This window comes from Actinomadura soli (assembly GCF_005889715.1).
Taxonomy (GTDB): domain Bacteria; phylum Actinomycetota; class Actinomycetes; order Streptosporangiales; family Streptosporangiaceae; genus Spirillospora; species Spirillospora soli.
In genome coordinates this window covers 1-26,502 of the sequence record NZ_VCKW01000076.1, presented here as the reverse complement: position 1 = coordinate 26,502, position 26,502 = coordinate 1, and the positions used below count along the sequence as shown (strand labels likewise).

General features: G+C 71.1%; 23 protein-coding genes and 2 pseudogenes. 10 read left to right on the top strand and 15 right to left on the bottom strand.

Features of this window, described 5'->3' with window-relative positions; translation table 11 throughout:
- Positions 1-37 precede the first annotated feature (37 nt).
- From ETD83_RS16835 to ETD83_RS16825, 3 genes are all read right to left on the bottom strand, one after another.
- Positions 38-847, bottom strand: a complete 810-nt coding sequence (locus tag ETD83_RS16835; RefSeq protein ID WP_138646072.1) for a ZIP family metal transporter — start codon at positions 845-847, stop codon at positions 38-40.
- Positions 848-932: 85 nt separating this feature from the next.
- Positions 933-3,083 (bottom strand): (Fe-S)-binding protein, encoded by a 2,151-nt coding sequence (locus tag ETD83_RS16830; protein ID WP_171064255.1) that lies wholly within the window; start codon positions 3,081-3,083, stop codon positions 933-935.
- Between the two features lie 169 nt (positions 3,084-3,252).
- Complete coding sequence (locus ETD83_RS16825) at positions 3,253-4,482, bottom strand: acetyl-CoA C-acetyltransferase (protein WP_138646071.1); 1,230 nt, start codon at positions 4,480-4,482, stop codon at positions 3,253-3,255.
- A 92-nt stretch (positions 4,483-4,574) separates the two neighbouring features.
- On the opposite strand from ETD83_RS16825, the gene ETD83_RS16820 reads away from it, so the two are divergent.
- Positions 4,575-6,158: a 3-hydroxyacyl-CoA dehydrogenase gene (locus ETD83_RS16820; RefSeq protein WP_230420959.1), complete on the top strand. Its 1,584-nt coding sequence runs from the start codon at positions 4,575-4,577 to the stop codon at positions 6,156-6,158.
- On the opposite strand, the gene ETD83_RS16815 is transcribed toward ETD83_RS16820, so the two are convergent.
- The 5 genes from ETD83_RS16815 to ETD83_RS16795 all read right to left on the bottom strand — a co-directional run bounded on the left by ETD83_RS16815 (position 6,155) and on the right by ETD83_RS16795 (position 9,416).
- Positions 6,155-6,487 carry an RNA polymerase sigma factor gene (locus ETD83_RS16815; RefSeq protein WP_171064253.1) on the bottom strand — a complete coding sequence of 111 codons (333 nt, stop codon included), beginning with the start codon at positions 6,485-6,487 and terminating at the stop codon, positions 6,155-6,157. The two genes, ETD83_RS16820 and ETD83_RS16815, sit on opposite strands and share 4 nt — an antisense overlap.
- Positions 6,488-6,634: 147 nt before the next feature.
- Positions 6,635-7,213, bottom strand: a complete 579-nt coding sequence (locus tag ETD83_RS16810) for a DoxX family protein (protein WP_230420958.1) — start codon at positions 7,211-7,213, stop codon at positions 6,635-6,637.
- A gap of 177 nt (positions 7,214-7,390) precedes the next feature.
- Positions 7,391-8,035: a class F sortase gene (locus ETD83_RS16805; protein WP_138646070.1), complete on the bottom strand. Its 645-nt coding sequence runs from the start codon at positions 8,033-8,035 to the stop codon at positions 7,391-7,393.
- Position 8,036: 1 nt separating this feature from the next.
- Entirely contained in the window at positions 8,037-8,618 is a 582-nt protein-coding gene (locus ETD83_RS16800) for a hypothetical protein (RefSeq protein WP_138646069.1), read from the bottom strand.
- A gap of 348 nt (positions 8,619-8,966) precedes the next feature.
- Entirely contained in the window at positions 8,967-9,416 is a 450-nt protein-coding gene (locus ETD83_RS16795) for a DoxX family protein (RefSeq protein ID WP_138646068.1), read from the bottom strand.
- A 390-nt stretch (positions 9,417-9,806) separates the two neighbouring features.
- On the opposite strand from ETD83_RS16795, the gene dnaK reads away from it, so the two are divergent.
- The 5 genes from dnaK to clpB all read left to right on the top strand — a co-directional run bounded on the left by dnaK (position 9,807) and on the right by clpB (position 16,746).
- Positions 9,807-11,669 (top strand): molecular chaperone DnaK, encoded by a 1,863-nt coding sequence (dnaK, locus tag ETD83_RS16790; protein ID WP_138646067.1) that lies wholly within the window; start codon positions 9,807-9,809, stop codon positions 11,667-11,669.
- Positions 11,666-12,376, top strand: a complete 711-nt coding sequence (grpE, locus tag ETD83_RS16785; RefSeq protein ID WP_205717716.1) for a nucleotide exchange factor GrpE — start codon at positions 11,666-11,668, stop codon at positions 12,374-12,376. The genes dnaK and grpE overlap by 4 nt, the downstream gene beginning before the upstream one ends.
- A gap of 134 nt (positions 12,377-12,510) precedes the next feature.
- Positions 12,511-13,683, top strand: coding sequence for a molecular chaperone DnaJ (gene dnaJ, locus ETD83_RS16780; RefSeq protein ID WP_138646066.1), 1,173 nt, complete (start codon positions 12,511-12,513; stop codon positions 13,681-13,683).
- Positions 13,684-13,687: 4 nt separating this feature from the next.
- Positions 13,688-14,140, top strand: a complete 453-nt coding sequence (locus ETD83_RS16775) for a heat shock protein transcriptional repressor HspR (RefSeq protein WP_138646065.1) — start codon at positions 13,688-13,690, stop codon at positions 14,138-14,140.
- A gap of 8 nt (positions 14,141-14,148) precedes the next feature.
- Complete coding sequence (clpB, locus tag ETD83_RS16770; RefSeq protein ID WP_138646064.1) at positions 14,149-16,746, top strand: ATP-dependent chaperone ClpB; 2,598 nt, start codon at positions 14,149-14,151, stop codon at positions 16,744-16,746.
- 174 nt (positions 16,747-16,920) lie between these two features.
- On the opposite strand, the gene ETD83_RS16765 is transcribed toward clpB, so the two are convergent.
- The 7 genes from ETD83_RS16765 to ETD83_RS16735 form a co-directional block, all read right to left on the bottom strand.
- The gene (locus ETD83_RS16765; RefSeq protein WP_138646063.1) at positions 16,921-17,292 is read right to left on the bottom strand and encodes a hypothetical protein; all 372 of its coding nucleotides are present in this window, start codon (positions 17,290-17,292) and stop codon (positions 16,921-16,923) included.
- Positions 17,293-17,314: 22 nt separating this feature from the next.
- A complete protein-coding gene (locus ETD83_RS16760) occupies positions 17,315-17,740 on the bottom strand; it encodes a roadblock/LC7 domain-containing protein (protein WP_230420957.1) in 426 nt (141 codons plus the stop codon).
- 76 nt (positions 17,741-17,816) lie between these two features.
- Positions 17,817-18,500 carry a transcriptional regulator gene (locus ETD83_RS16755; protein ID WP_138646062.1) on the bottom strand — a complete coding sequence of 228 codons (684 nt, stop codon included), beginning with the start codon at positions 18,498-18,500 and terminating at the stop codon, positions 17,817-17,819.
- A 1-nt stretch (position 18,501) separates the two neighbouring features.
- A complete protein-coding gene (locus tag ETD83_RS16750; RefSeq protein WP_230420956.1) occupies positions 18,502-18,825 on the bottom strand; it encodes a hypothetical protein in 324 nt (107 codons plus the stop codon).
- Between the two features lie 187 nt (positions 18,826-19,012).
- Complete coding sequence (locus ETD83_RS16745; protein ID WP_138646061.1) at positions 19,013-20,254, bottom strand: RNA polymerase sigma factor; 1,242 nt, start codon at positions 20,252-20,254, stop codon at positions 19,013-19,015.
- On the bottom strand, positions 20,251-20,592 hold the full coding sequence (locus ETD83_RS16740) for a YciI family protein (protein WP_138646060.1): 342 nt from the start codon (positions 20,590-20,592) through the stop codon (positions 20,251-20,253). The genes ETD83_RS16745 and ETD83_RS16740 overlap by 4 nt, the downstream gene beginning before the upstream one ends.
- Complete coding sequence (locus ETD83_RS16735) at positions 20,580-22,004, bottom strand: MFS transporter (RefSeq protein ID WP_138646059.1); 1,425 nt, start codon at positions 22,002-22,004, stop codon at positions 20,580-20,582. The genes ETD83_RS16740 and ETD83_RS16735 overlap by 13 nt, the downstream gene beginning before the upstream one ends.
- Positions 22,005-22,613: 609 nt before the next feature.
- On the opposite strand from ETD83_RS16735, the gene ETD83_RS16725 reads away from it, so the two are divergent.
- The 4 genes and pseudogenes from ETD83_RS16725 to ETD83_RS16710 form a co-directional block, all read left to right on the top strand.
- Positions 22,614-23,609: an NAD-dependent epimerase/dehydratase family protein gene (locus ETD83_RS16725; RefSeq protein WP_205717714.1), complete on the top strand. Its 996-nt coding sequence runs from the start codon at positions 22,614-22,616 to the stop codon at positions 23,607-23,609.
- A 62-nt stretch (positions 23,610-23,671) separates the two neighbouring features.
- A complete protein-coding gene (locus tag ETD83_RS16720; RefSeq protein ID WP_138646058.1) occupies positions 23,672-25,300 on the top strand; it encodes an alkaline phosphatase D family protein in 1,629 nt (542 codons plus the stop codon).
- A 205-nt stretch (positions 25,301-25,505) separates the two neighbouring features.
- Positions 25,506-25,772, top strand: a pseudogene (locus tag ETD83_RS45970) (sigma factor); the annotation flags it as partial.
- A gap of 142 nt (positions 25,773-25,914) precedes the next feature.
- Positions 25,915-26,502 (top strand): annotated as a pseudogene (locus tag ETD83_RS16710) (sigma-70 family RNA polymerase sigma factor); the annotation flags it as partial.

Below are 26,502 nucleotides of genomic sequence, written 5' to 3'. Positions count from 1 at the left end.
CATCCCGGTCGGCCCACTGCCTTTGCGGGTGCGCGTGTCAGTGTGCGAGGCCGACGGTGAAGAGCACCGCCGCCAGGCCGAGGCCCGTGGCGCACAGCGTCAGCACGCGCGGGTGGACGCTGTGCGCCTCCGGCAGGATCTCGGCGGCGGACAGGTAGAGCAGGACGCCGGCGAAGAACCCCAGGTACGGCGCCAGGACGGCGTCCGGCAGGGCCACGAGCGTCCCCGCGGCCGCCCCCACGATCGGCGCGACCGCGTCGGCGAGCAACAGCGCCAGGGCGGGACGGCGGTCGCCGCGGTTCAGCGACGCGGCGGTGAAGGTGTTGAACCCGTCCGCGAAGTCGTGCGTGATCACGGCCAGCGCGACGAAGATTCCGACGTCCGTCCCGGACTGGAAGCCGAGGCCGATGCTGAGGCCGTCCACCAGGCTGTGCCCGACGAGCGCGGACGCGGCGAGCAGGCCCGCCGATCCCCCGCCCCGCACACCGCCCTCCGCGCCCTCCGCGTTCTCCGCGCCTGCCGCCGGGCTGCCCAGTGCGACGCCGTGGGCGTGGGCGTGGACGTGGGGCGCGTACTCCTCCTCGTGCGCCCGGTGGATCGCCACCGCCTGCTCCACGACGTGCAGCAGCAGGAACCCGGCCGCGAACCCGATCATGGGCGTGGGGACGCCGAGCAGGCCGTGCCGCGCCATCTCCAGCGACTCGGGGACGAGATCGAAGGCGACGACGCCGAGCATCAGCCCGCCCGCGAGCCCGAGGACGAGATGCCGGTGGTCGCGCACCCGCATCGCCGCGAGACCCCCGGCAAGCGTCATCAGGAACGCGAGGACGGACACGAGCACGGCCATTCCTGGGTCTTACCAGGTCCGCCCACGCCGCAATCCAGCTCCGCGCGCCGGACGGCGGTGCCGCGCGAGAATCGACGCCGCTGTCCTACTCGGCGGCGACGGGCTCCTTCTCCCCGGGCGGGGTGGCCTCGCCCTTGATGGAGCGGATCAGGAGCTGGGAGACGTCGACGACCTCCAGCGACTCCTTCGCGTCACCCGAGTTCTTCTTCTCGTTGATGGCGTCGCCCAGCATGACCAGGCAGAACGGGCAGGCGGTGGAGACGGTGTCGGGGTTGGTCTCCAGCGCCTCGTCCACGCGTTCGGTGTTGATGCGCTTGCCGATGCGCTCTTCCATCCACATCCGCGCGCCGCCGGCGCCGCAGCAGAAGCCGCGGTCCTTGTGCCGGTGCATCTCCTGGGTCTTGACGCCGGGGACGGTCGCCATGATGTCGCGCGGCTGCTTGTACACCTTGTTGTGGCGGCCCAGGAAGCACGGGTCGTGGTAGGTGATGTTCTCCTCGATCGGGGTGACCGGGGTGAGCCTTCCGGTCTCGACCAGGTGCGCGAGAAGCTGGGTGTGGTGGACGACGTCGTAGTTCCCGCCGAGCTGCGGGTACTCGTTGGCCAGGGTGTTGAAGCAGTGCGGGCACGTCGCGACGATCTTCTTGGCGCCCGCGTCGTTCAGCGTCTCGACGTTCTGCTGGGCGAGCATCTGGAAGACGAACTCCATGCCGAGGCGGCGCGCAGGGTCGCCGGTGCACGCCTCCATCGGGCCGAGGACGGCGAACTTCACGCCCGCGATGTGCAGCAGCTCCGCGACGGCCTTGGTGGTCTTCTTCGCGCGGTCTTCCAGCGCCCCGGCGCAGCCGACCCAGAACAGGTACTCGGTGTCGTCGGGGACCTTCTCGTCGACGACCTCGACCTCGAAGTCGAGCTCCTCGATCCATTCGAGGCGCTTCATCTCGGACATCCCCCACGGGTTGCCCTTGTTCTCCAGGTTCTTCAGCATGACGCCGGCCTCGGACGGGAACGACGACTCGATCATGACCTGGAAGCGGCGCATGTCCAGGATGTGGTCGATGTGCTCGATGTCGACCGGGCACTGCTCGACGCAGGCGCCGCAGTTGGTGCAGGACCACAGGACGTCCGGGTGGATGACGCCGTCGTCACCGACGAGCGCCCTGTCCACCTCCATCGCCAGCTTCTGCTCGTCGGTGAACTTCTCCCGGGCCTCCTCCGACGCGGTGAAGTAGGGCGCCTTGGCCAGGGCGTGGTCGCGCAGTTCCAGGACGAGCATCTTCGGCGACAGCGGCTTGCCGGTGTTCCAGGCGGGGCACTGCGACTGGCAGCGGCCGCACTCGGTGCAGGTCGCCATGTCGAGGAAGCCCTTCCAGGTGAAGTCCTCGATCTTGCCGCGGCCGAAGGTGTCCTCGTCGGGGTCGGCCTCCTCGAAGTCCAGCGGCTTGCCGCCGGACATCATCGGCTGCACGGCGCCGAGGCCGTCCGGGCGGCGCTTGAACATGACGTTCAGCGGCGCCAGGAAGATGTGCAGGTGCTTGGAGTGGACGACGAACACCAGGAACACCAGCGCGACGCCGATGTGCAGCAGCAGCCCGACCGACTCCAGCCTTACGAGGGCGTCATGGCTCATCCCCTCGAACAGCTGCCCGGTGAGGTAGGAGAAGTACGCGCCCTTGCCGTAGGCGAGGTTGTCGGACGCGTGCTCGGCGCCGCGGAACAGGAACATCGTCCAGATCACGTTGAAGATCATGAACAGCGTGATCCACGCGCCGGACAGGTGCGAGCCCTTGAACCGGGACGCGCGGCCGATCCGCTTCGGCGAGTTCTTGATCCGGATCGCGGTGAAGACGATCAGGCCGGCGAGGGCGGCGAGGGCGATGGTGTCCTGGACGAACCCGATCGGCGGCCAGGTCTGCAGCCCCGGGATGTGCTTGTCGAGCCCGGCGAGCAGCGCGACGGCCGCCTCCAGGTAGACGGTGGCCAGCAGGAAGAACGCCCACATCACCGCGGCGTGCGCGGCGCCCGCGAGCGACCACTTCAGCAGTTTGCGCTGGCCGAAGACCTCGGTCACCTGGTCCTGGACGTCGGCTTTCGGGTCGCGCTTGACCTGCAGGACGCGTTCGGGGTCGGGCTGGCCGCTCTTGGCGATGGCATAGAGGAACAGCACCCGCCGTCCGGCGAGCGCCAGCGCGACCGCCGTTCCGGCGAGCCCGATGACCAACGTGATCCAGAACACTGTTCCGTCCTCCTGGGTACGGCGATGGCAGTCAGAGTAAGGCTCGCCACAGACCGCACATCATCCGGGGCCCGAATACTACTCGGTAGTAGCTAATCCGTGAGCCGTCCGACGAGAGCCTCGCCTACCGGTATCCCACCAGCATCCACCGGTATCCCTCCACCGGACGTCACAGGCCCTCGCCGCGGATCTGGACGCGCTCGAAGATCGCCGCGAGGCCCTGGCCGCCGCCGATGCACATCGTCTCCAGGCCGTAGCGGGCCTCGCGGCGGTGCATCTCGCGGGCGAGGGTGGCGAGGATGCGGGCGCCGGTCGCGCCGACGGGGTGGCCGAGGGAGATGCCGGAGCCGTTGACGTTGACGCGGTCCCAGTCGGCGTCCTTGAGGTCCCATTCGCGGGTGACGGCGAGGACCTGCGCGGCGAACGCCTCGTTCAGCTCGATGAGGTCGACGTCGGGGAGGGTGAGGCCGGCCCGCTCCAGGGCCTTGGCGGTGGCGGGGACGGGTCCGATGCCCATCGTGCGCGGCGGCACGCCAGCGCGGGCCCACGAGACGAGCCGGACGAGCGGGCGCAGCCCAAGCTCGGCGGCGCGCTCGGGGGTGGTGACGATGCAGGCGGCGGCCGCGTCGTTCTGGCCGCTGGCGTTGCCCGCCGTGACGGTCGCCTGGTCGTCGGCCTTGCCGAGGACGGGACGCAGCTTCGCCAGCGACTCGACCGTCGTGTCCGGACGCGGGTGCTCGTCGGTGTCGACGACCGTGTCGCCCTTCCGCGACCGGACGGTCACCGGGACGATCTCCTCCGCGAACACCCCGGACCGCTGCGCGGCGACGGCGCGCTGGTGGGAGCGGACGGCGAGCTCGTCCTGCTCCTCGCGACCGATGCCGTACTCGCGGCGCAGGTTCTCGGCGGTCTCCAGCATCCCGCCGGGCACCGGATGGTGGGCGCCCCCGGCGGTGACACGGCCCTGCGCGAGCGCGTCGTGCAGTTCCAGGGACGGCCCGCGGATCCCCCAGCGGGCCTGGGTCGTGTAGAAGGGCGCGCCGCTCATGCTCTCCACGCCGCCCGCGATGATCACGTCGCTGACGCCGGTCTGGACCTGCATGGCCGCGTTCACGACGGCCTGCAGCCCGGACCCGCACCGCCGGTCGAGCTGCACGCCGCCGACCTCGACGGGGAGCCCGGCGTCGAGCGCGGCGACGCGTCCGATGGCGGGGGCGTCGGACGTCGGGTAGCAGTGCCCGAGGATCACCTCGTCGATCGCGTCGCCGGGCAGCCCGGTGCGTTCGACGAGCGTCCGGATGACGGTCGCGGCGAGTTCGGCGGGCGGGACGGTCTTCAGCACCCCGCCGAACCGGCCGATCGGGGTACGCAGCGGCTCGCAGATCACCGCGTCGCGCATGGTGGGCTCCTCGCGTCGTTTTCAGGCACTTCGCAGATTACGTCCCCGGTTGGGGAGGGCTGCGTCCGGGCTTCCGCCTGGCAAGAGATTGAATGCGTGAGAGGCGGGGAGCGGAGCGGACGAGCGAGGAGGCGACGGTGGAGCAATGGGCGCGGCAGGTGACGACGGTCCGGGTGATCGGGGCCGGGGCGATGGGACGCGGGATCGCGCAGCTCGCGGCGGCAGGCGGGCTGACGGTGGAGCTGGCCGACGTCCGGACGGACGCGGTGATGAGCGCGGTCGAGCACATCGGCGGCATGTTCGACAAGCTCGTGAGCAAGGGACGCATGGCTGCGGACGAGGCGGAGCGGGCGAAGGCGCGGCTCCGTCCGGTCGGTGAGCCGCTCACGCCGTTCCAGGACTGCGATCTCGTGGTCGAGGCCGTCCGGGAGGACATGGAGACGAAGCGGGAGCTGTTCACCGCCCTGGAGAAGGCCTGCCCCGAGCACACGGTCCTGGTGACCAACACCAGCTCGCTGCCGGTGACGGCGATCGGTGCCGCGCTGGACGATCCGTCCAGGCTGGCGGGGCTGCATTTCTTCAATCCGGTGCCGTTGATGCGGTTGGTCGAGGTGATTCCGGGCGCCCGGACGGCCGGATGGATTCCGGAGGCGCTGGCGGACCTCGTCCGGCGTCTCGGTCACGAGCCGGTGCTCGCGCCAGACGCGCCTGGCTTCCTCGTCAACCACGCTGGGCGCGGACTCGTGACGGAGGCTCTCCAGATCCTGTCGGAGGATGCCGCCGAGCCCGTGGACATCGACCGCATAGCGCGGGACGTCCTCGGCCTGAGGATGGGCCCCTGCGAACTGCTCGACCTCACTGGGATGGACGTGTCGCACCCGGTGATGGAGTCCATCTGGACGGGGTTCTACACAGAGCCGCGGTTGCGTCCGTCCAGGATCGGGCGGGCACGGCTGGAGGCGGGCCTGTACGGACGCAAGACGGGCGCTGGTTTCTACAAGTACGAGGACGGCGCGAAGCAGGAGCCGCCTGAGGCGAAGGCACCCCTGGTGCAGGCTCGCCCTGCCTGGATACAGGGTGACGTCCGCGAAGAGCTGGGCGCGCTGCTTTCGACGGCGGGAGTGGAGGTCGAGTCGGGGGACGAGCCGTCCGGCCAGGCCGTGGTGTTCGTCGCGCCCTTCGGGCAGAGCACCGTCGCCGCAGCCAAGGCCGAGGGTCTTCCCCTAGAGCGCACCTTGGGCGTTGACCCGTTCGGTGGGTTCTTCACGCGTCTCTCCTTGGCCGTCCACCCGGGCGTCGACAAGGAAGCTGGCCGCGCGGGTCTGGCGGCCCTCCTCACCACGGGACGACCTGTCACCGTCGTCAGGGACGCGCCCGCGCCCGTCGCCCAACGCCTCCTCGCCGCGATCGTGAACGTGGGCTGCGGTATCGCGGAGCAGCGGCTGGCCCGTCCCGGCGACATCGACACCGCCGTGAAGCTCGGGCTCGGCTATCCGCGCGGGCCGCTGGAGTGGGGCGAGCACGCCGGGGCGGCTCGCGTCCTGGAGATCCTGCGCGGCCTGCACGGGGCCACGGGCGATCCGCGTTACCGTCCGAGCGTCTGGCTGGCCGAACGGGCGGCGCTCGGGCTGCCGCTGACCGAGACCGGCACCGTCCCGTCCGACCTCATCTCCTAGCGGGCTCCGGCGCGCGTTCGGCCGTGCTGCGGCCCGGAGATGACCGCCCACACCAGCGTCGCCAACCCGCGCACCTCCGCACGCCGGTGCTTGCCGATCACGTTGGTCGCGATCCCGGCCAGCCACGTCCGGACGGCCGCGCGGGACGCGTCGTACCGGCCCCGCCCCCGGAACGCCTCCAGGAACGTCTGCGACGCGACATCGGCCGCCGCGTCCGGCCCGAGCCGCTTCGCCGCATACCCGTGGATCTCCGCGAAGTACGCGTCGAAGATCTGCCCGAACCGTTCGGGCTCGCGGAGGGACGACCGCAGAACAGCACCGTCGTCCACCCGCCCCGGGCCCCCGTCCAGGGGCGGATCAGCGGTCAGGGGCTCCCGAGTCCTGTGCAGCCTTTCCGTAACACGAACGGCGGTCACACACGTATCACCCGCATCCGCCCACCACTTTCACGCCCGCCCACGATCCACGGAGTCGCGCTAGCGGGCCAGGGGCAGCTTAAGCAGGCGGCCCTTGAGCAGGCGGCCCTTCAGCACGCGCCCCTTGAGCAGGCGCCGCGCGCTGGTGGAGTCGGCGGATCTGGCGATCCACAGCGCGATGGCGATGTAGGCGGCCTGCTGCGGGATCCGGATCCACAGCGGGGTGGCCTCGGCGCCGTTCAGGGGGATGTCGTTGAGGGCGGCGTAGATGTTGGCCGGGAGCAGTAGTGGCAGCAGGACGGCCAGTCCGACAGCGGCGCTCCAGCGGGTACGCGCCAGGACGAGACCGGCGGCGATGAGCAGTTCCAGGACGCCGGTCAGGTAGACCATCGCCAGCGGGAAGGGCACGAACGGCGGCACCATGCGGGCGAGTTCTTCGGCGCTGGGCATGGCGGCCACGCTGTCAGGCACGAAGCGCACGATGCCGGTGAGGACGAGCATGACCGCCATCGCGTGAGCGGCGGAGACCGGCCAGTCGGCGAAACGGCGCACGCCGAGGGCCCCGAGCAGGCGCAACGCGGGCGCGGCGACGACGAGGACGATCAGCTCCACGCCAACGGTGTTGATGAGGTCTTCCATGGATCCGGCCTTCCGATGTGGGGGCCCAGGGCCCCGGACACTTAATCCTGTCACTGTCTAGATTGCGACAGGACAGGGCATCTTGTCAATGACAAGATGGGGTCCGGGGTCAACGCCAAAACGGCCGTCCCTGCCTCCGGTGGTCCGGAGAAGGAACGGCCGTTGCGGTCGCCGCGCTCAGGCGCTCTGCACCAGCTTGGCGTAGACGATGAGGTTGTTCTTGTAGTGCCCGGTCGAGGCGTCGAACGCGCCGCCGCAGGTGACCAGGCGCAGGGACGAGTAGTCGAGGGTCTCGGCGAACACCTTCTTGTGCGGGAAGGCGTTCTTGTCCACGTCCTGCTTGGACGTCACCGCGAACGTCGCGGTGGTCCCGTCCTGACGGGTCACCTCGATCCGGTCGCCCTGCTTCAGATCCTTGAGCCGGTAGAAGACGGCCTGCTTCTTGTTGGCGTCCACGTGGCCGAGGATCACCGACGGCCCGTTCTCTCCCGGGGTGGGGCCGAGCTTGTACCACCCGGTCAGGTTGGGACGGCTGAGCGGTGGCTCCTCGATGCGCCCGTCCGGACGCAGGCCCAGCGGGGACACCGGGGCGGTGACGCCGAGCTTGGCGATGCTGAGCGTCTTCGGCGGCGACTTGGGCAGCGGCTTCGCGTTCCCTTCGGGGACGGCGGCGGACGCGGCCGGTGTGCTCCCACCGCCGCTCGCCGCGGCCGGTGGCTCGTCACCGCCGCCGCAGGAGCCCAGCAGGAGTCCTATGACCAGCGCGCCGGCCGCCGCGCACACGGCGCGGCGACCGGCGGGGACGGTGGTGCGGTCCGTCAACTCAGGAACGCTCCCGCCCGGCCCGGCGGCGCAGCGCGAACGCGCCCATGCCGGCACCGGCCAGCGCGACGGCCGCGCCGCCGGCCAGCAGCGTCGTGCCGGAGCCGCCGTCCTGGGTGCTGCCGTCACCGGTGTTGATCGGCCCGCTCGGGACGGGCACGGGGCTGCTCGGCTGCGGCGCCGGGGAGCCGGGCTTCGTGGGCGTGGGCTTGGGGGAGGGCTTCTTGCCGGGGTTGACGGTGATGGAGCCCTTGACGGTCTGCTCGCCGACCGTGCAGGTCAGGTTGACGGTGTAGGTCTTCCCGGGGATGAGGTTGGACCTGGTGGCCTGACGGGCCGTCCACTTCTCGCCCGGCGTCCCGGTGAACGCCGGGACGGCGGTGAACACGCGGGTGGCCTCCGCCGCGTTGATGGTCGGCTTCTGCGTGCACTCGGTGATCGTGATGGTGATGGCCTGGCCCGGGGTGAACACCCGCGGGCTGACGTTGATCTGGGGCTGCTCCTGCGCGTGGGCGGCGCCCGCCGTGCCCAGCACCAGGCAGGCGGCTGCGGCACCGGCGGCCGCGAGTCGGGTCAGGGTCATGTCACTGCTCCTCTGGAGGGCTGATCGTTCGTCCTGCGGCCGATGGCGCGATGGTGCGATGGCCGCCCTGATCGGCGCGGCGTTCGCACCTCATCCGCGACACGCACGGAGTCGCGGGCAGATGTAGGGGTGTTGACAACGAGGCATGATCATATCGGTGTTTCTCGGATAAGACCCCTGATCACGGGCGGTTTCGTCCTTTTCAGGCCAGCGGCGAACCTGGACGGCGATGCGGGCGTCTAACGCCCAGCAGTTCGGAACCGCGCGGGCGCGGCCTGTTCGAGGTGACCATGCGAGAGGGCCCTCGACGCGTACGTCGAGGGCCCTCTCAGGTGAAGATCAGCGGGTTCAGGTCGCGTGCTGGGGATCGCGGGATTCTGTGCGGCTGAAGATGAGGCCGTCGACGGAGAAGCGGCCCGCGCCCGCGAAGGCGAGCAGGATCGCCGCCCCGCCGAGGGCGAGGACGAGCTCGTAGCCGTTCTCGGCGACGAAGACGCCGTTGCCCTTGTGGACGAACAAGAAGGCCCCGGCCATGTCGATCGCGAGCAGCAGGCCCGCGATCGGTACGGCCGCGCCCACGATGAGGGCGAGTCCGGCGAGGAACTCGACCCAGGTCGAGTAGTACGCGGACAGCGACGCCACCGGCACGTCCATGCCCTCGAACATCTTGGCCACGGCGCCGTGGCCCAGGTCGTTGATCTTCTGCCAGCCATGCGCGACGAACACGACGCCGACGGCGACGCGTCCGATGAGCAGGCCGAGGTCGGAGAGGTGGGGGATTCGGGTCGCGGGGTTCATGCGCCCTCCAGGGGGGTTGTTCAAATCTGAACTAGGCGGGGACGGTAGCACGGTCCAAAGATCGATTCCAGACCCGAGTTCGCAGGTCACGGGCAGGTTGCGGACGTCCGATGGCCAACGCGGCGGAGCGGCCGTCCTCCTGGCGAGGGATGGAGCGGCGGACGGCCTCATCCGCGATGCCGAACTCCGGGCCAATGGGAGCGGATCGGGAACCGGAATAGGGCGCTCAGACGTAGTGTTGGAGAGGTCGTCAGCAAAGTTGAGTCGGGGCGGCTCAAGTGATTTGACAACGTTGGGCCGTCCAGGCACGCTTGCCGACAGAAACCCGACCGGGCGCACCCCTGGGGCGACCGGGGCGCGATATCACCGGATACGACGGAGGACGAGAACATGGCACGTGCGGTCGGCATCGACCTCGGGACGACCAACTCGGTCGTCGCGATCCTGGAGGGCGGGGAGCCCACCGTCATCGCGAACGCGGAGGGGTCGCGGACCACGCCGTCCGTCGTCGCCTTCGCCAAGAACGGCGAAGTGCTGGTCGGCGAGGTCGCCAAGCGCCAGGCCGTGACCAACGTGGACCGGACGATCCGCTCGGTCAAGCGCGAGATGGGCACCGACTGGAAGACCAAGATCGACGACAAGGACTTCACCCCGCAGCAGATCAGCGCGTTCGTGCTGCAGAAGCTGAAGCGGGACGCGGAGTCCTACCTCGGCGAGACGGTCACCGACGCGGTCATCACCGTGCCCGCGTACTTCTCCGACCACCAGCGGCAGGCCACGAAGGAGGCCGGGCAGATCGCGGGGCTGAACGTCCTGCGGATCATCAACGAGCCGACCTCGGCCGCGCTGGCGTACCACCTGGAGAAGGAGAACGAGGCGACCATCCTGGTGTTCGACCTCGGCGGCGGCACGTTCGACGTGTCCCTGCTGGAGGTCGGCGACGGGGTCGTCGAGGTGAAGGCCACCAGCGGTGACAACCACCTGGGCGGCGACGACTGGGACCAGAAGGTCGTCGACTGGCTGGTCGAGCGGTTCAAGAACGCCAACGGCGTCGACCTGGCCAAGGACAAGATGGCGCTCCAGCGGCTGCGCGAGGCGGCGGAGAAGGCGAAGATCGAGCTGTCCAGCTCGACGGAGACGCAGATCAACCTGCCCTACATCACCGCGTCCAGCGAGGGCCCGCTGCACCTGGACGAGAAGCTCAGCCGCTCCGAGTTCCAGCGCATGACCTCCGACCTGCTCGAGCGGACGAGGGCGCCGTTCCAGCAGGTGCTGAAGGACGCGAACATGTCGGTGGACGGCATCAACCAGGTCGTCCTGGTCGGCGGCTCGACCCGCATGCCCGCGGTGTCGGAGCTGGTGAAGGAGCTGACCGGCGGCAAGGAGCCGAACAAGGGCGTCAACCCGGACGAGGTCGTCGCGATCGGCGCCAGCCTCCAGGCCGGCGTGCTGAAGGGCGAGGTCAAGGACGTCCTGCTGCTGGACGTGACCCCGCTGAGCCTCGGCATCGAGACCAAGGGCGGCATCTTCACCAAGATCATCGAGCGGAACACGACGATCCCGACCAAGCGGTCCGAGACGTTCACCACCGCCGACGACAACCAGCCGTCCGTGGAGATCCAGGTCTACCAGGGCGAGCGTGAGATCGCCGCGCGCAACAAGAAGCTCGGCACCTTCCAGCTCACCGGTCTGCCGCCGGCGCCGCGCGGCGTCCCGCAGATCGAGGTCACCTTCGACATCGACGCGAACGGCATCGTGAACGTCAGCGCGAAGGACCAGGGCACCGGGCGCGAGCAGTCGATGGTCATCACCGGCGGCAGCGCGCTGCCGAAGGACGACATCGAGAAGATGGTCCGCGAGGCCGAGCAGTACGCCGAGGAGGACCGCCAGCGCAAGGAGGAGGCCGAGGTCCGCAACCAGGCCGACACCCTCGCGTACTCGACCGAGAAGTTCCTGCGGGAGAACGACGAGAAGGTCCCCGAGGAGCTGAAGTCCGAGGTCAACGACGCGGTCGCCGAGGTGAAGAAGGCACTGGAGGGCACCGACGTCGACGCGATCAAGGGCAGCGCCGAGAAGCTGGCGCAGGTCAGCCAGAAGATGGGCGCGGCCATGTACGCGCAGAACCCCGAGGGCGCGCAGGCCGGCGCCGACGACCACGGCCCGACGGCCGACGCGCAGGGCGAGCCGCAGGACGACGAGGTCGTCGACGCCGAGATCGTGGACGAGGACAAGCCGAAGGGTGATGCTTCGTGACGACCTCCCCCGACGAGGGCGAGGAGAAGGAGGGCCCGGTGATCCGCGACAAGCGGCGCATCGATCCCGAAACGGGGAAAGTCCGGGAGCGGGCGGCGGACTCGTCGCCGGCCCCGGAGGCCCCGGCGAACGGGGGCGCCACGGTCTCGGACGAGGAGGTCGCCTCGCTCAAGACCCAGCTGGCGGAGCGTCTCGCAGACCTCCAGCGGCTGAAGGCCGAATACGACAACTACCGCAAGCGGGTCGAGCGCGACCGGGTCGCGGTCCGGGAGCAGGCGCTCGGGCAGGTGCTGTCCGAGCTGTTCCCGGTGCTGGACGACATCGGCCGCGCCCGTGACCACGACGAGCTCACCGGCGGGTTCAAGTCCGTCGCGGAGAGCCTGGAGGCGATCACGGGCAAGCTCGGCCTGGAACGTTACGGCGAGAAGGGCGAGCCGTTCGACCCGGTCGTCCACGAGGCGCTCATGCACGGGTACTCGGCGGAGGTGACCGAGACGAGTGTCGTGGACGTCCTCCAGCCCGGGTACCGCATCGGCGAGCGGATCCTGCGGCCCGCGCGCGTGGCGGTGGCCGAGCCCGACCCGGACGCCGACGAGCCCGCGGCGAAGGCCGAGAAGGCCGGGGACGCCGAGAAGGCGGCCAAGGCCGGTTCGGACGACAAGGCCGGTTCGGACGACTCGGGCGAGCCGGGTGACGACGGCGAATGATCCCCTGGCCCTCGCCGGGGGTTCCGGGGGATCGTCTCCCCAGAAGGCACCGCGGGCCCGTCCCGGACGGGGCGGGCCCCCGCGGGGTCGCGTGAGGACATCAGGCAAGTGGCGATAGCAGAGAGCGGGGCGCCGTGAGCACCAAGGACTACCTGGAGAAGGACTACTACAAGGTCCTCGGTGTCGCGAAGACGGCCTCGCAGGAGGAGATCAAGAAGTCGTACCGGAAGCTCGCCCGCAAGTACCACCCGGACGCGAACAAGGGCGACACCGAGGCCGAGGACCGCTTCAAGGAGGTCTCCGAGGCGTACGACGTCCTGTCCGACGACAAGCGCCGCAAGGAGTACGACGCGGTGCGGTCGATGCCGGGCGGTTTCCGCGGCCAGCAGGGCGGCGGGTTCCCGTTCGACCTCGGCGACCTGTTCGGCCAGGGCGGCGCCGGGACGCAGACCGGCGGCGCCGGCGAGCGCATCGGTGACCTGTTCGGCGGCCTGTTCGGCCGGGGCGGCGGCACCCGCACGACGGGGACGGGCACGCGCCGCGCCCGCCGGGGCGCGGACGTCGAGACCGAGGTGACGCTCTCGTTCGGGCGCGCGATGAACGGCGTCACCGTCCCGATCAAGCTGACCAGCGAGGCGGCGTGCAACAGCTGCCGCGGCACGGGCGCGAAGGCGGGCACCGTCCCGCGGGTGTGCCCGAACTGCGAGGGCACCGGGCACGAGACCCGCAACCTCGGCAACTTCGGGTTCCAGGAGCCGTGCAAGGAGTGCCACGGCCGGGGCCTCGTCGTCGACGACCCGTGCCCCACCTGCCACGGCAGCGGCCGCGCGACCGGCACCCGCACGATCCAGGCCCGCATCCCGGCGGGCGTCGCGGACGGCCAGAAGATCCGGCTCAAGGGCAAGGGCGCGCCGGGCGAGAACGGCGGCCCGCACGGCGACCTGTACGTCCACATCAAGGTGCAGCCGCACAAGGTGTTCGGCCGCAGCGGCGACAACCTGACGCTGTCGGTCCCGGTGACGTTCCCGGAGGCGGCGCTCGGCGCGGAGATCCGGGTGCCGACGTTCCAGGGGCAGCCGGTCACGCTGAAGCTGCCCGAGGGCACCCCGAACGGCCGCAAGTTCCGTGTGAAGGGCCGCGGCGCGGCCCGCCGGGACGGCACGAAGGGCGACCTGCTCGTCACCGTCGACGTCCAGGTGCCGCAGAAGCTCGACGACCAGGCGCGGGAGGCCCTCGTCCGGCTGCGCGAGGCCGGCTCCGGCGACGACCTGCGCGCCGAGCTCGTCCAGCAGGCCAGGCAGGAGTGACGCCATGGGCACCGACCCCTTCGGCGACGACACCCCGGTCTACGTGATCTCGGTGGCGGCCCAGCTGTCCGGGCTGCATCCGCAGACGCTGCGGACCTATGACCGGATGGGCCTGGTGTGCCCCGGCCGGACGGCGGGCCGGGGCCGCCGGTACTCGATGCGCGACATCGTCATGCTCCGCGAGATCCAGCGGCTCTCGCAGGAGGAGGGCATCAACCTGTCCGGCATCAAGCACATCCTGGAGCTGCAGCGCGACAACGTGCGGCTCCGCGAGGAGCTCGGCAAGGCGCACGCCGCGCTGGACGAGCTCGCCAACGAACTCGAATCGACCCGTGCCGTCGCGGCGCGGCTGGCGCAGCAGCGCCGGCACGGTGAACCGGAGGGCACTCCCGGCGCCGACCTGGTGCCGATCAGGCACACCAGCGTCGTCGTCTGGCACGAGCGCAACCGGGAATAGGGGGACCGGTGGACTACAAACTGACCCAGAAGAGCCAGGAGGCGGTGTCGGTCGCGGTCCGGCGGGCCGCGGCCGAGGGGCATCCCGAGGTGGAGCCGCAGCATCTGCTGGCCGCGCTGATCGCGCTGACCGACGGCACGGCGGTGCCGCTGCTGGAGGCCGTCGGCGCCGACTGGAAGGCGATCAGGAGCCGGGCGGAGGAGCAGCTCGCCGCGATGCCGAAGGCGCAGGGTTCGACGGTGTCGACGCCGCGCCTGTCGGGGCAGCTCCAGCGGTCGGTCAACACGGCGGCGAACCGGGCGAAGCAGCTCGAGGACGACTACGTCTCGACCGAGCACCTCCTCGTCGGGCTCGCGGCGGACGGCGGCCCGGCGGCGGGCCTGCTGAAGGAGTTCGGCGCGACGCCCCAGGCCCTGCTGGACGCGTTCGAGAAGGTCCGCGGCCACGCCCGCGTCACCAGCGAGAACCCGGAGGGCACGTACCAGTCGCTGGAGCGCTACGGCGTCGACCTGACCGCCGCCGCCCGCGACGGGCGCCTCGACCCCGTCATCGGACGCGACTCGGAGATCCGCCGGGTCGTCCAGGTGCTGTCGCGCCGGACGAAGAACAACCCGGTGCTGATCGGCGAGCCCGGCGTCGGCAAGACCGCCGTCGTGGAGGGCCTCGCCCAGCGGATCGTCGCGGGCGACGTCCCCGAGTCGCTGCGCGGCAAGAAGCTCATCTCCCTCGATCTCAGCGCGATGGTCGCGGGTGCCAAGTACCGGGGCGAGTTCGAGGAGCGGCTGAAGGCCGTCCTCAACGAGATCAAGCAAAGCGAGGGGCAGGTCGTCACGTTCATCGACGAGCTGCACACCGTCGTCGGCGCGGGCGCGGCCGAGGGCGCGATGGACGCGGGCAACATGCTGAAGCCGATGCTGGCGCGCGGCGAACTCCGCATGATCGGCGCGACCACCCTGGACGAGTACCGCGAGCGCATCGAGAAGGACGCCGCCCTGGAACGCCGCTTCCAGCAGGTCATGGTCGGCGAGCCGTCCGTCGAGGACACGATCGCGATCCTGCGCGGCCTCAAGGGCCGCTACGAGGCGCACCACAAGGTCCAGATCAACGACTCGGCCCTCGTCTCGGCGGCCGCCCTCTCCGACCGCTACATCACCTCGCGCTACCTCCCCGACAAGGCCATCGACCTGGTGGACGAGGCAGCCTCACGCCTCCGCATGGAAATCGACTCACGCCCAGTAGAGATCGACGAGCTGCAGCGCACCGTCGACCGCCTCAAGATGGAGGAGATGAACCTCTCCAAGGAGACCGACGAGGCGTCCAGGCAGCGGCTCGACCGGCTCCGCGCCGACCTCGCCGACAAGCAGGAGCACCTCACCGGCCTCGTCGCCCGCTGGGACAAGGAGAAGGCGAGCCTGAACCGCGTCGGCGAGATCAAGGAGCGGATCGACCAGCTGCGCGGCGAGGCCGAGCGCGCCCAGCGCGACGGCGACCTCGAAACGTCCGCGCGCCTCACCTACGGCGAGATCCCGGCGCTGGAGAAGCAGCTCGAAGAGGCGGACGAGGCCGCCGACAACCGCGACGCGATGGTCAAGGAGGAGGTCGGCCCGGACGACGTCGCCGACGTGGTCGCGTCCTGGACGGGCATCCCCGCCGGGCGCCTCCTCGAAGGCGAGACCGCCAAGCTCCTGCGCATGGAGGACGAGCTCGGACGCCGCCTCATCGGGCAGGAGACCGCCGTCCGCACCGTGTCGGACGCCGTCCGCCGCGCCCGCGCGGGCATCTCCGACCCGGACCGCCCGACCGGCTCGTTCCTGTTCCTCGGCCCGACCGGCGTAGGCAAAACGGAGCTGGCCAAAGCACTCGCCGAGTTCCTCTTCGACGACGAGCGCGCGATGACCCGCATCGACATGAGCGAGTACTCCGAGAAGCACAGCGTCGCCCGCCTCGTCGGCGCGCCGCCCGGCTACGTCGGCTACGAGGAGGGCGGGCAGCTCACCGAGGCCGTCCGGCGCCGCCCGTACTCGGTCGTCCTGCTGGACGAGGTCGAGAAGGCGCACCCCGAGGTGTTCGACGTCCTCCTCCAGGTCCTGGACGACGGCCGCCTCACCGACGGGCAGGGCCGCACGGTCGACTTCCGCAACGCGATCCTGATCCTCACCTCCAACATCGGCTCGCAGTTCCTGGTGGACCCCACCCTGGAGAACGGCGCGAAGAAGGAAGCGGTCTGGCACGCCGTCCGCAACTCCTTCAAGCCGGAGTTCCTCAACCGCCTGGACGACGTGATCCTGTTCGACGCGCTCTCCACGAAGGAGCTGACCCGCATCGTCGACCTCCAGGTCGACAAGCTCGCCGAGCGCCTCGCCGACCGGCAGCTCACCCTGGACGTCACCCCGGCCGCCCGCGAATGGCTGGCCCTGACCGGCTACGACCCGCTGTACGGGGCGCGCCCGCTGCGCCGCCTCGTCCAGACGGCGATCGGCGACCAGCTCGCCCGCGAACTGCTGTCCGGCGAGGTCCGCGACGGCGACGAGGTGATCGTCGACCTCGACGAGCCCGCCGACAAACTGACCGTCCACCCCTCCCGGGGCCTAAGCCTCGCGAAGTGACGACGGCGCCGCCCGCCGCCCGTGTTCCGGGCGGCGGGCGGACGCGCGTCTGGCCCGGGGTGGGTGTCAGATGTCCGGCGCGTGTCAGATGTCCGGTGCGTGTCAGATGTCCGGTGCGTGTCAGATGTCCGGTGCGTGTCAGATGTCCGGTGCGTGTCAGATGTCCGGTGCGTGTCAGATGTCGAGGTGCTCCTCGATCTCGCGGAGGCGGTGCCGGGTCAGGGCCAGGTTGCCGCGCTTGCGGTCGAGCGCCATGTAGAGGAACAGGCCCTTGCCCTTGCGGCCCGTCACCGGGCGGATGACGTGGTACTGGCCGGCGAGGCTGATGAGGATGTCCTCGATCTCGTCCTTGAGGCCGAGCTGCTCCATGGTGCGGAGCTTCGCGCGCACCACCTCGGTGTTCCCGGCGGCGGCGACCTGGAGGTCCAGGGTCTTGGAACTGCCGAGCTGCCCGAGGGCCATCCCGCTTTCGTAGTCGACGACGGCGACGCCGATGGCGCCGTCGATCGACATCATGTCCTTCAGAGCGACGTCGAGACTGGACATGCGTGCTCCCTTCCGATCGTTGTCATGAACGGCGCGTGCCTGTGATGTGCGCGGCGATGGCGCGGGCGGCGGGACGCGACTCCAGGTGAAGGCGGCCCACGTTGGCGTCCGGTCCCGCGAGGACGGTGAGGGACGCGTGCGGCCCGGCGGCGTAGCTGACCACGTAGCCGTCCGCGCCGCGGATCACGACCTCGTGGAAGTCGCCGCCGTGCGCGGTCTGCGCGATCCGGTGCGCGAGGGACAGCCCGGTCGCCGTCACGGCCGCCATGCCGTCCGGCTCGACGGAATCCGGCAGGTCCTGCGCGATGAGCAGCCCGTCCGCCGACGCGACGAGGCTCCCGGTGAGCAGCGGGACACGTGCCCGCAGCTCCTTCAGCTCGGCCGCGACCGCGGGCTCGGGCACCCTGGCCGCCGCCGTCCGCGTCCCCGCCCCGGTACGTTTCGCCACCTTCTTCAGCCTTTCGATCAAGTGAGCCCGTTTCACCGCAGGCCGACCTGTCCCCTCGCCGGATTCGTCGGCACGGTCAGCCCAGTTCCGTCAGCGCGGTGCGGAGCCGGTCGAGCAGGTCCTGGTCGGCGGGCGCCCAGCTCGCCGGGATCTCGACCCGGGCCGGCGGGACGGCGGGCGGGGCCGGGGCCTGCGTCCGCAGCAGCGACGCGGCGGCGAGCCCGCGCACGGCGAGCAGGCAGCCGAACGCCGTCCGGCCGAGTTCCCTGGCGAGCTCCCCGGGCGTCCGGCGGCCGTCGGCGTTGAGCAGGATCTCCGCCTGGACGCCGGTCAGGATGACGCGCTGGCGCCGGACGCGCCGGACCGGCACGACGGGCGCGACGTCCACGCCCCCGTCGGGCCAGGCGGCGTCGAGGAGGACGCGGCGCCGCCGCCGCTCGTGCACGAGCGTCGCCGCGGTGATCCGCCGCGTGCGCCCGCTCGGCGGGCCCGCGGTGAAGTCCGGCTCGGCCGCGGAGCCGAGGAGGAAGTAGGCGGCGTCGAACAGCGCGAACAGCTCCGGAAGCTCAGGACCGGACGCGCCCGGCGGCCCGCCCGGCAGCTCGCCCGGGCCCGGCGCGTGCCGGCTCTCGGCGTGGACGACCGCGCCGCCGTCGAGATGGAACGCCCCGTCGTCGCCCACCCGCAGCAGGCCGGTGCTCCTTTCCCGCTCCAGCGCGCCGAGGACGCCGGCGACCCGCCCGGCTCTCCCGTCCACCATCTCAGCCGCCCGTCATTTCGCCGATGAGATCGCGCATGCGCAGCCGGGCGAGCGCGAGGTTGCCCCCTTCCCTGCCGAGCAGCAAATGGACGAACAGATGCCCGTCGATATTCGCTCCGGTAAGGACCAAGAGGTGATATCCGTCGGTGCCGCAAACGATGATCTCCTCGACGTCGTCGCCCGCCGCGGTGGCGCTGAGCGCCGGCGACGCCAGCACCGCCCGCACCACGTCGGTCGCTCCGGCGGCGGCCTCGTGCTGGTCGACGAGGTCCTCCCGGCCCGCCGCCGCCACGGCGAGCCCGCTGGCACAGTCGACCAGTGTCACGCGCCGCGCTCCCGGAATCGTCATCATGGCCGCAAGGCAGTCGTCAATGCACAAGCCCATTCCCCCACCGAATGAGAGTTGCAGAAACTAGACGATACCCAGAGCTTTGCCGCCCGCGACACCGAATGTAAATATCCCCGAATATTTCTTATTGAGGGAGATGAATACCCTTTAGTATGACGAAACTTCAGTCCGCGCGGCGGAGGTCGTCGAGGCGGCGGGCGAGGTAGCGGCGGTCGGGGGCGGTCCGGGCCAGGTCCAGGGCCTCGCGGTAGGCGGCGGCCGCCTCCTCGCGGCGGTCCAGGCGGCGGAGGAGGTCGGCGCGGGTGGCGGGGAGCAGGTGGTAGCCGGCGAGGCCCTCCTCCAGGTCGTGCAGCAGGGCGAGGCCCGCCTCGGGGCCGTCCGCCATGGCGACGGCGACGGCCCGGTTCAGCCGGACGACCGGGCTCGGGTTCAGCTCGATCAGGCGTCCGTACAGGGCGGCGATCTGCGGCCAGTCGGTCTCGCCGGGCGTGCGGGCGGTCGCGTGGCAGGCGGCGATGGCGGCCTGCACCTGGTAGGGGCCGGGTTCGCCGCGGCGCAGGGCGTCGTCCAGGAGGGCGGTGCCTTCGGTGATCGCGGCGTGGTCCCAGCGTTCGCGGTCCTGGTCTTCGAGCGGGATGAGGTCGCCCGCCGCGTCCTGGCGGGCGGCGCGGCGGGAGTGCTGGAGCAGCAGGAGGGCGAGCAGACCCGTGGCCTCCGGCTCGTCCGGCATCAGCGCGTGCAGGACGCGGGCCAGCCGGATCGCCTCCGCGCACAGGTCGACCCGCATCGGGTCGGGGCCTTCCGTCGCCGCGTAGCCCTCGTTGAACAGCAGGTACACCACGCCGAGGACGGACGTCGTGCGTTCGGGAAGCAGGTGGGCGGGCGGCACGCGGTACGGGATGCGCGCGTCCCGGATCTTGCGCTTCGCCCGGACGAGCCGCTGCGCCATCGCGGGCTCGGCGACGAGGAACGCCCGCGCGATCTCGCCGGTGGTCAGGCCGAGCAGCGTCCGCAGCGTGAGCGCCACCCGCGCCTCCATCGGCAGCGCCGGATGGCAGCAGGTGAAGATCAGCCGGAGCCGGTCGTCGGCGACGCCGCTCGGATCGCTCCGCCACGGCGGTTCCCGCGGGCCGGTCATCGTGCCCAACTCCTTGAGCTTGGCGTTCTCGGTCCGGCCGCGCCGGATCCGGGTCAGCGCGTGGTTGCGGGCGGTCGTCGTCAGCCAGGCGCCGGGACGGCGGGGGACGCCGTCGTCCGGCCACCGCTCCAGAGCGCGCGCGAACGCCTCCTGGGCCGACTCCTCCGCGAGGTCCCAGTCGCCGGTCATGCGGATGAGGGTCGCGACGACCCGTCCCCACTCCTCGTGGAAGGCCGTCGCGACCGCTCCCTCGACGCGTCCCGTCATTCCTCCCAGAGGGGACGGACCTCGATCGTCCCCGCCTCTGCGCACGGGTGGCCGGACGCGACCTCCAGCGCCTCCTCCAGGTCCGCGCACTCGATCAGGTCGAATCCGAGGATCTGCTCCTTGGTCTCGGCGAACGGGCCGTCCGACAGCAGCGTCTCCCCGTCCCGCGTCCGGACGGTCGTCGCGGTGTCGACGGGACGGAGCCGGTGGCCGAACAGGCGCACGCCGCGTCCGTCCATCTCCTCGACCCATTCCCCGGTGTCGGCCTCCAGCTTGGCGAACACGTCCGCGGGCATCTCGTCGCTCTCGACACCGCAGATCAGCATCATGTACCGCATGTGCTCTCCTCCTTCGACATGGTGACTCCCACCGGCTCCGGAACTCGTCGCCGGCGCGGCCTCGCGAGCAGCAGACCGGCGATCGCCACGCCGGCCAGCGCGATCCCGGCGGAGGTGTCGAACGCCGCGCGGAACCCCGGCACGGCGCCCGCCCGCGAGACCGCGACGGTGGACGCGACGGCCACGCCGAGCGCGCCGCCGAGCTGGAACGCCGCCGTGTTGAGCCCGGACGCGAGCCCGGAGTCCCGCTCGGTCGCCCCGGACAGCGCCGCCACGGCCGCCGCCACCGCGGACGACCCGAGCCCCAGCCCGAACAGGAACAGCCCCGGCAGCAGGCCCGTCACATACCCGCTGTTCTCCGAGACCTGGCCCAGCGCGAGGCATCCCGCGGCCATGAACGCCATCCCGGTCATCGCCACCGGCCGGACGTCCACCCGCCCGATCATCGCCTGCGCCGCATACGACCCCACCACGGCCATTACCGGCAGCACGGCCGTGGCCAGCCCGAACTCCAGCGGCGAGTAGCCGAGGACGCCCTGCGCGTACTGCGACACGGCCAACGACGTCCCGAACGCGCCCACCGCGGTCAGCAGCATCACCAGGTTCCCGCCGGTCAACCGCCGCGACCGGAAGATCTGCAGCGGGACGAGCGGCGCCGCCGACCGCGTCTCGACCCTCACGAACACCGCCCCCGCCACGACCGCGACCCCCAGCGCACCCAGCGTGGACGCGCTCGTCCACCCGGTCTCCGGCGCCCGGACGACCCCGTACACCGCCGCCGACACCGCCAGCGTGACCGTCAACGCGCCCACCGGGTCGTACGCCCGCGCCCTGCCCCGGCTCTCGCTCAGCAGCACCGGCCCCAGGGCGAGCAGCACCATCGCGACCGGCACGTTGAGGAAGAACACCCAGGGCCAGCCGAGCGCGTCCGTCAGCGTCCCGCCGACCAGCAGCGCCGCCGTGGCCCCGAAACCGCCGACGCTCGACCAGATCGCCAGCGCCTTGTTGCGTTCAGTCCCCTCAGCGAACATCGCGGTGACCACGGACAGCGCGCTCGGCGCCATCAGCGCCGCCGAGATCCCCTGCGCCACCCGCGCGCCGACCAGGACGCCGCCCGTCCAGGCGAACCCGCACAGCAGGGACGACACCAGGAACAGGGTCGTCCCTGCGAGGAACGTCCGGCGCCTGCCCACCAGGTCGGCCGTCCGGCCGCCGAGCAGCATGAGCCCGCCGAAGCCGAGCAGGTAGGCGCTCAGCACCCACTGCGCGCCGCCGCCGGAGAACCCCAGATCCCGCTCGATCGATGGCAGCGCGAGCAGCACGATCTGCGAATCGAGGATCACCATGAAGTTCGCCGCGCAGAGCAGCGCCAGCGCCGCCCACCTGCGCGGGTCCAAGCCGTCGTCGGCCATCGTCCCTCCTCCCGGAAACCACGTCTCCCCCTGTCGACCATCGGCCCCACCCGATTTCGACAGCCGCGAAGAAGAATTTCCGGACGGGGCCCGGCTCAGCCGTTGAGCCACTCGGCGGGGACGTCTTCACGGAAACGGTCGGGGGTCTCCTCGTCACTGGCCCGGACGCACAGCCAGGCGCCTCCGCCATCGGAGATGAGCAGCCCCGGGCCGACGTAGAAGCTCTGCCCCTCCTCGCCCGGGGGGTAGGCGGGGAAGGGCAGGCGCGTGAGCGAGCGGACCGCTTCGAGGCCGGATGGCGCGGCGGCGTCCGAAGAGCGCGTAAGCCTCGCGGAGGGCGGCGGGCAGCCGTAACCCGAGGTTCTCCTCGGCCGCCGCGAGCTCTGCTTCTGGTGTGCCGTCTTCCGGGGTCAGCGGCGTGTGCCAGGTCGCGGCGAAGCCTCGGATGTACGTCCAGGCGGCCCTGCGGTCAGCGAGCGCGTTCGGGAGGTCCCGGACGATGTCGAAGGAATCAGTCACGCCGTGACGCTAGCGCTGTCTTCGGCGGTTCGATTCTGCTGTGAGCGGTGCGGCGTTCCGTGCGGAACGTACAGAAGGCAGAGTCTTCCTATGAGGATTCTGATGCTAGGCGGGACGGAGTTCGCAGGACGCGCCATCAGCGAAGGCGCTCTTGCGCGCGGCTGGAACGTGACCGTCTTCCACAGGGGACGCCATGAACCGCCCCAGGGAGTCGCCTCGTTGCACGGCGACCGCACCACCGAGGACGGTCTCAAGGCACTCGCCACCGACGAGAAATGGGACGCGGTCGTCGACACCTGGTCAGCCGCCCCGTCCGTCGTGCGCGACAGCGCACGCCTCTTGGACGGACGCGTCAAACGCTACGTCTACATCTCCAGCCGCTCCGTCTACGTGTTCCCCGAACCCGACGCGCTCGGTGAAGACGCCCCCGTCGTTGCAGGCTCCCCAGACGACGGTGATGACGTCGACTACGCCGCCGCCAAGCGCGGTGCAGAGCTGGCAGCGATCGACGTGTTCGGCGACAGGGCGCTGCTGGTGCGCGCAGGGCTCATCCTCGGCCCGTACGAGAACATCGGACGGTTGCCCTGGTGGCTGAACCGGATCGCGAAGGGCGGCAAGGTCCTGGCGCCCGGCCCGCGCGATGCCGGACTGCAGTACATCGACGTCCGGGACCTGGCCGCCTGGACCCTGGACGCCATCGAGCAAGGACTCGGCGGCCCCTTCGACCTCGTCAGCCCACCAGACCACACCACGATGCAAGAGCTGCTCGAAGCGTGCATCCACACCACCGACTCCGACGCCGAGCTCGTCTGGACACCCCCAGAAACAATCCTCGAAGCAGGCATCGAGCCGTGGATGGACCTCCCGATCTGGCTCCCACCTGGCGAGGACTACGACACACTGCACCGAGGCAACGTCGCCAAGGCTCTTTCCACAGGGCTGCGTTGCAGGACCGTCCAGGAAACGGTGGCGGACACGTGGGAATGGCTCCAGTCCATAGGCGGACGCGCCCCGCAACGCCCCGACCGGCCCACGGTCGGCCTGGACGCCGAAACCGAAGCAAAAGTACTGTGCCGCCGCCCCTAGCCCGGTCCAGGGTTCCCGCTTAGGTGGACGCGACGCCCCCTGGTCCGCTAGAGAGACGTGGTATGACCGCTTTGGTACTCGGCCCCCACGTCCGGCATGTGAGTCACCACACCGCGACTATCTGGGTGGAGACCGACCGTCCGTGCGAGGTCCGGGTCGTCAACCAGGAGCACGGCCTGGACGCGGGCGCCCGCACGTTCACCGCGCACGGCCACCACTACGCGCTTGTCGAGATCGAAGGGCTCGCGGCTGGTGCGCGGATCCCCTACGAGGTCGTCGCCGACGGCGACACCGTCTGGCCCGAGGAGGACGCCGGGTTCCCGCCGTCCCAGATCAGGACGCTCGACCCGGAGGGCGGGCTGCGGATCTCGTTCGGGTCCTGCCGCCGTTCGCCCGGCACGGTCGAGCAGTTCGGGCACGACGCGCTGGCCGCCCTCGCCCGCCGGCTCAGCGGCGGCGGCGACGCGGTGACCTGGCCGGACATCCTGCTCATGGTCGGCGACCAGGTCTACGCGGACGAGCTGAGCGACGCGATGCGCGAGTTCATCAAGGGACGCCGCGCGCCCGGCGACCCGCCCTCCGACGAGGCCGCCGACTTCGAGGACTACACCCACCTGTACAAGCTCGCGTGGCACGACGACCCGGAGGTGCGGTGGCTGCTGTCCACCGTCCCGACGTTCACCATCTTCGACGACCACGACATCCGCGACGACTGGAACACCTCGTACGCGTGGCGCCAGGAGATGTGGTCGCAGCCCTGGTGGAAGGACCGCATCACCGGCGGGATCGGCTCGTACTGGATCTACCAGCACCTCGGGAACATGTCGCCGGAGGAGCGCGCGTCCGACCCCGTCTACAAGGCGTTGCGGACGGCGTCCGACAGCACCGGCGACGCGGGCGCCGTCCTGGACGAGTTCGCCGAGAGGGCCGACAAGGAACCGGCCAGTACACGCTGGAGCTACGCGCACGACTGGGGCGCCACCCGCCTCATCGTCGTGGACAGCCGCTGCTCCCGCCTCCTCACCACCGACCGGCGCGGCATGCTCGACGACGACGAGTCCCGCTGGCTGGACGAGCAGTGCCAAGGCGGAATGGACCATCTGCTCATCGCGAGTTCCCTGCCCTACCTGCTGCCCATGGCGATCCACCACGCGGAGTCGTGGAACGAGGCCATGGCCGGTGGCGCGTGGGGCAAGGCCGGGGCCGGGCTCGGGGAGAAGATCCGGCAGGCCGCCGACCTGGAGCACTGGGCGGCGTTCGAGCGGTCGTTCCGCGACGTGGCCGCCGACGTCGTCGCCGTCGGACGCGGCGAACGCGGGCCCGCGCCGGCGAGCATCTCGTTCCTGTCCGGCGACATCCACTACTCCTACCTGGCGCGGGTCACCGAGCCCGGCACGCAGTCGAAGATCTCGCAGATCGTCTGCTCGCCGCTGCGGAACCCGCTGATCGGCAAGTTCCGCTGGGCCAACCGCATCGCGTGCTCGCGGGCGGCGGGCGGCCCGTTCCGCGCGCTGGCCAGGCTGTCGAAGGTGCCCGTCCCGCCGATCCGGTGGCGGATGACGGAAGGGCCGTGGTTCGACAACGCGATCGCCACCGTCCACCTGTCAGGACGCAACTGCGACGTGCTCTGGGAGACACCACGGGACGGCGGCGCCCTGAACGAGATGGGCCGCACCGACATCACCGGCTAACCCGCACAGGCACGCGTACGCACGGGGCACGTTCGTTCCACCCCCTCGCCGGAACGAACGCACCCCGTGTGGACAGCCCGCCCCGGTACTGCCCACACTCCCTCCGACTGCGCGGCGACCCCGCCATGACGCGACTCGTGCAAAGAACTCCGACTGTGGCCAAATTGCATGACAACTCGTGGCCAAGTCGTCACAATTAGCAAGCATGGAGCGACGTGCCCGGCGAGACGACCCCGACCCCGACCCCGCCGTGGCCGCCGTGGCCGAGGTGGGCGACGCGGAGCTGGTCGACCGGGTTCGCGCCGGTGACGTCTCCGCCGACGCGACCCTCTACGAACGGCACCTCGCCGCCGCCCGCGGCCTCGCCCGCCACCTGACCGGGCGGGACGCCGCCGACGACGCCGTCCAGGACGCCTTCACCAAGGTCCTCAAGGCCCTCAAGAGCGGCGGCGGGCCCGACGCCGGGTTCCGCCCGTACCTGCTCACCGTCGTCCGCCGGAGCGTCTATGACCGGCGGCGCGCCGACCGGCGCGTCCAGCACACCGACACGATCGAGAACTTCGACTCCGGCGTCCCGTTCGACGGCCCGGCGGTCGAGGGGGCTGGAGCGCTCGATGATCGCCCGCGCGTTCCGGTCGCTGCCCGGACGCTGGCGGACGGTGCTCTGGCACACCGAGGTCGAACGCGCGAAGCCCGCCGAGATCGCCCCGCTGCTCGGCCTCACCGCGAACGGCGCCGCCGCGCTCGCCTACCGCGCCCGCGAGGGCCTCCGCCAGGCCTACCTGCAGATGCACCTGGACGACATCGCCCCCGAGGACGCGTGCCGTCCGGCCCTGGAGAAGCTCGGCTCCGACGTGCGCGGCGGGCTGGCCGAACGCGAGATCCGCAAGGTGCGGCGGCATCTGAAGAGCTGCAAGCGCCGCACGGGCATCCACGCGGAACTGGTGGACGTGAACAAGGCCCTGCGGGACGTCCTCGGCCCGCTCGTCCTGGGCGCGGCGACCTCCGGCTACCTCGCGTCCAAGGGCGGCTCGCTGCTGTGGTTCCGGCGCCTGCCGAAGCGGCAGCAGCAGGCGCTCAGCACCGGAGTGGTCGCCGCGGCGACGACGCTCGCCCTGGCGGCGATGCTGGTGTCCGGCGAGGAGCCGATCCGGCCCGGGCCCCCGCCGCGGGCCATCGCGGAGCCCTCCGCTCCGCCCAAC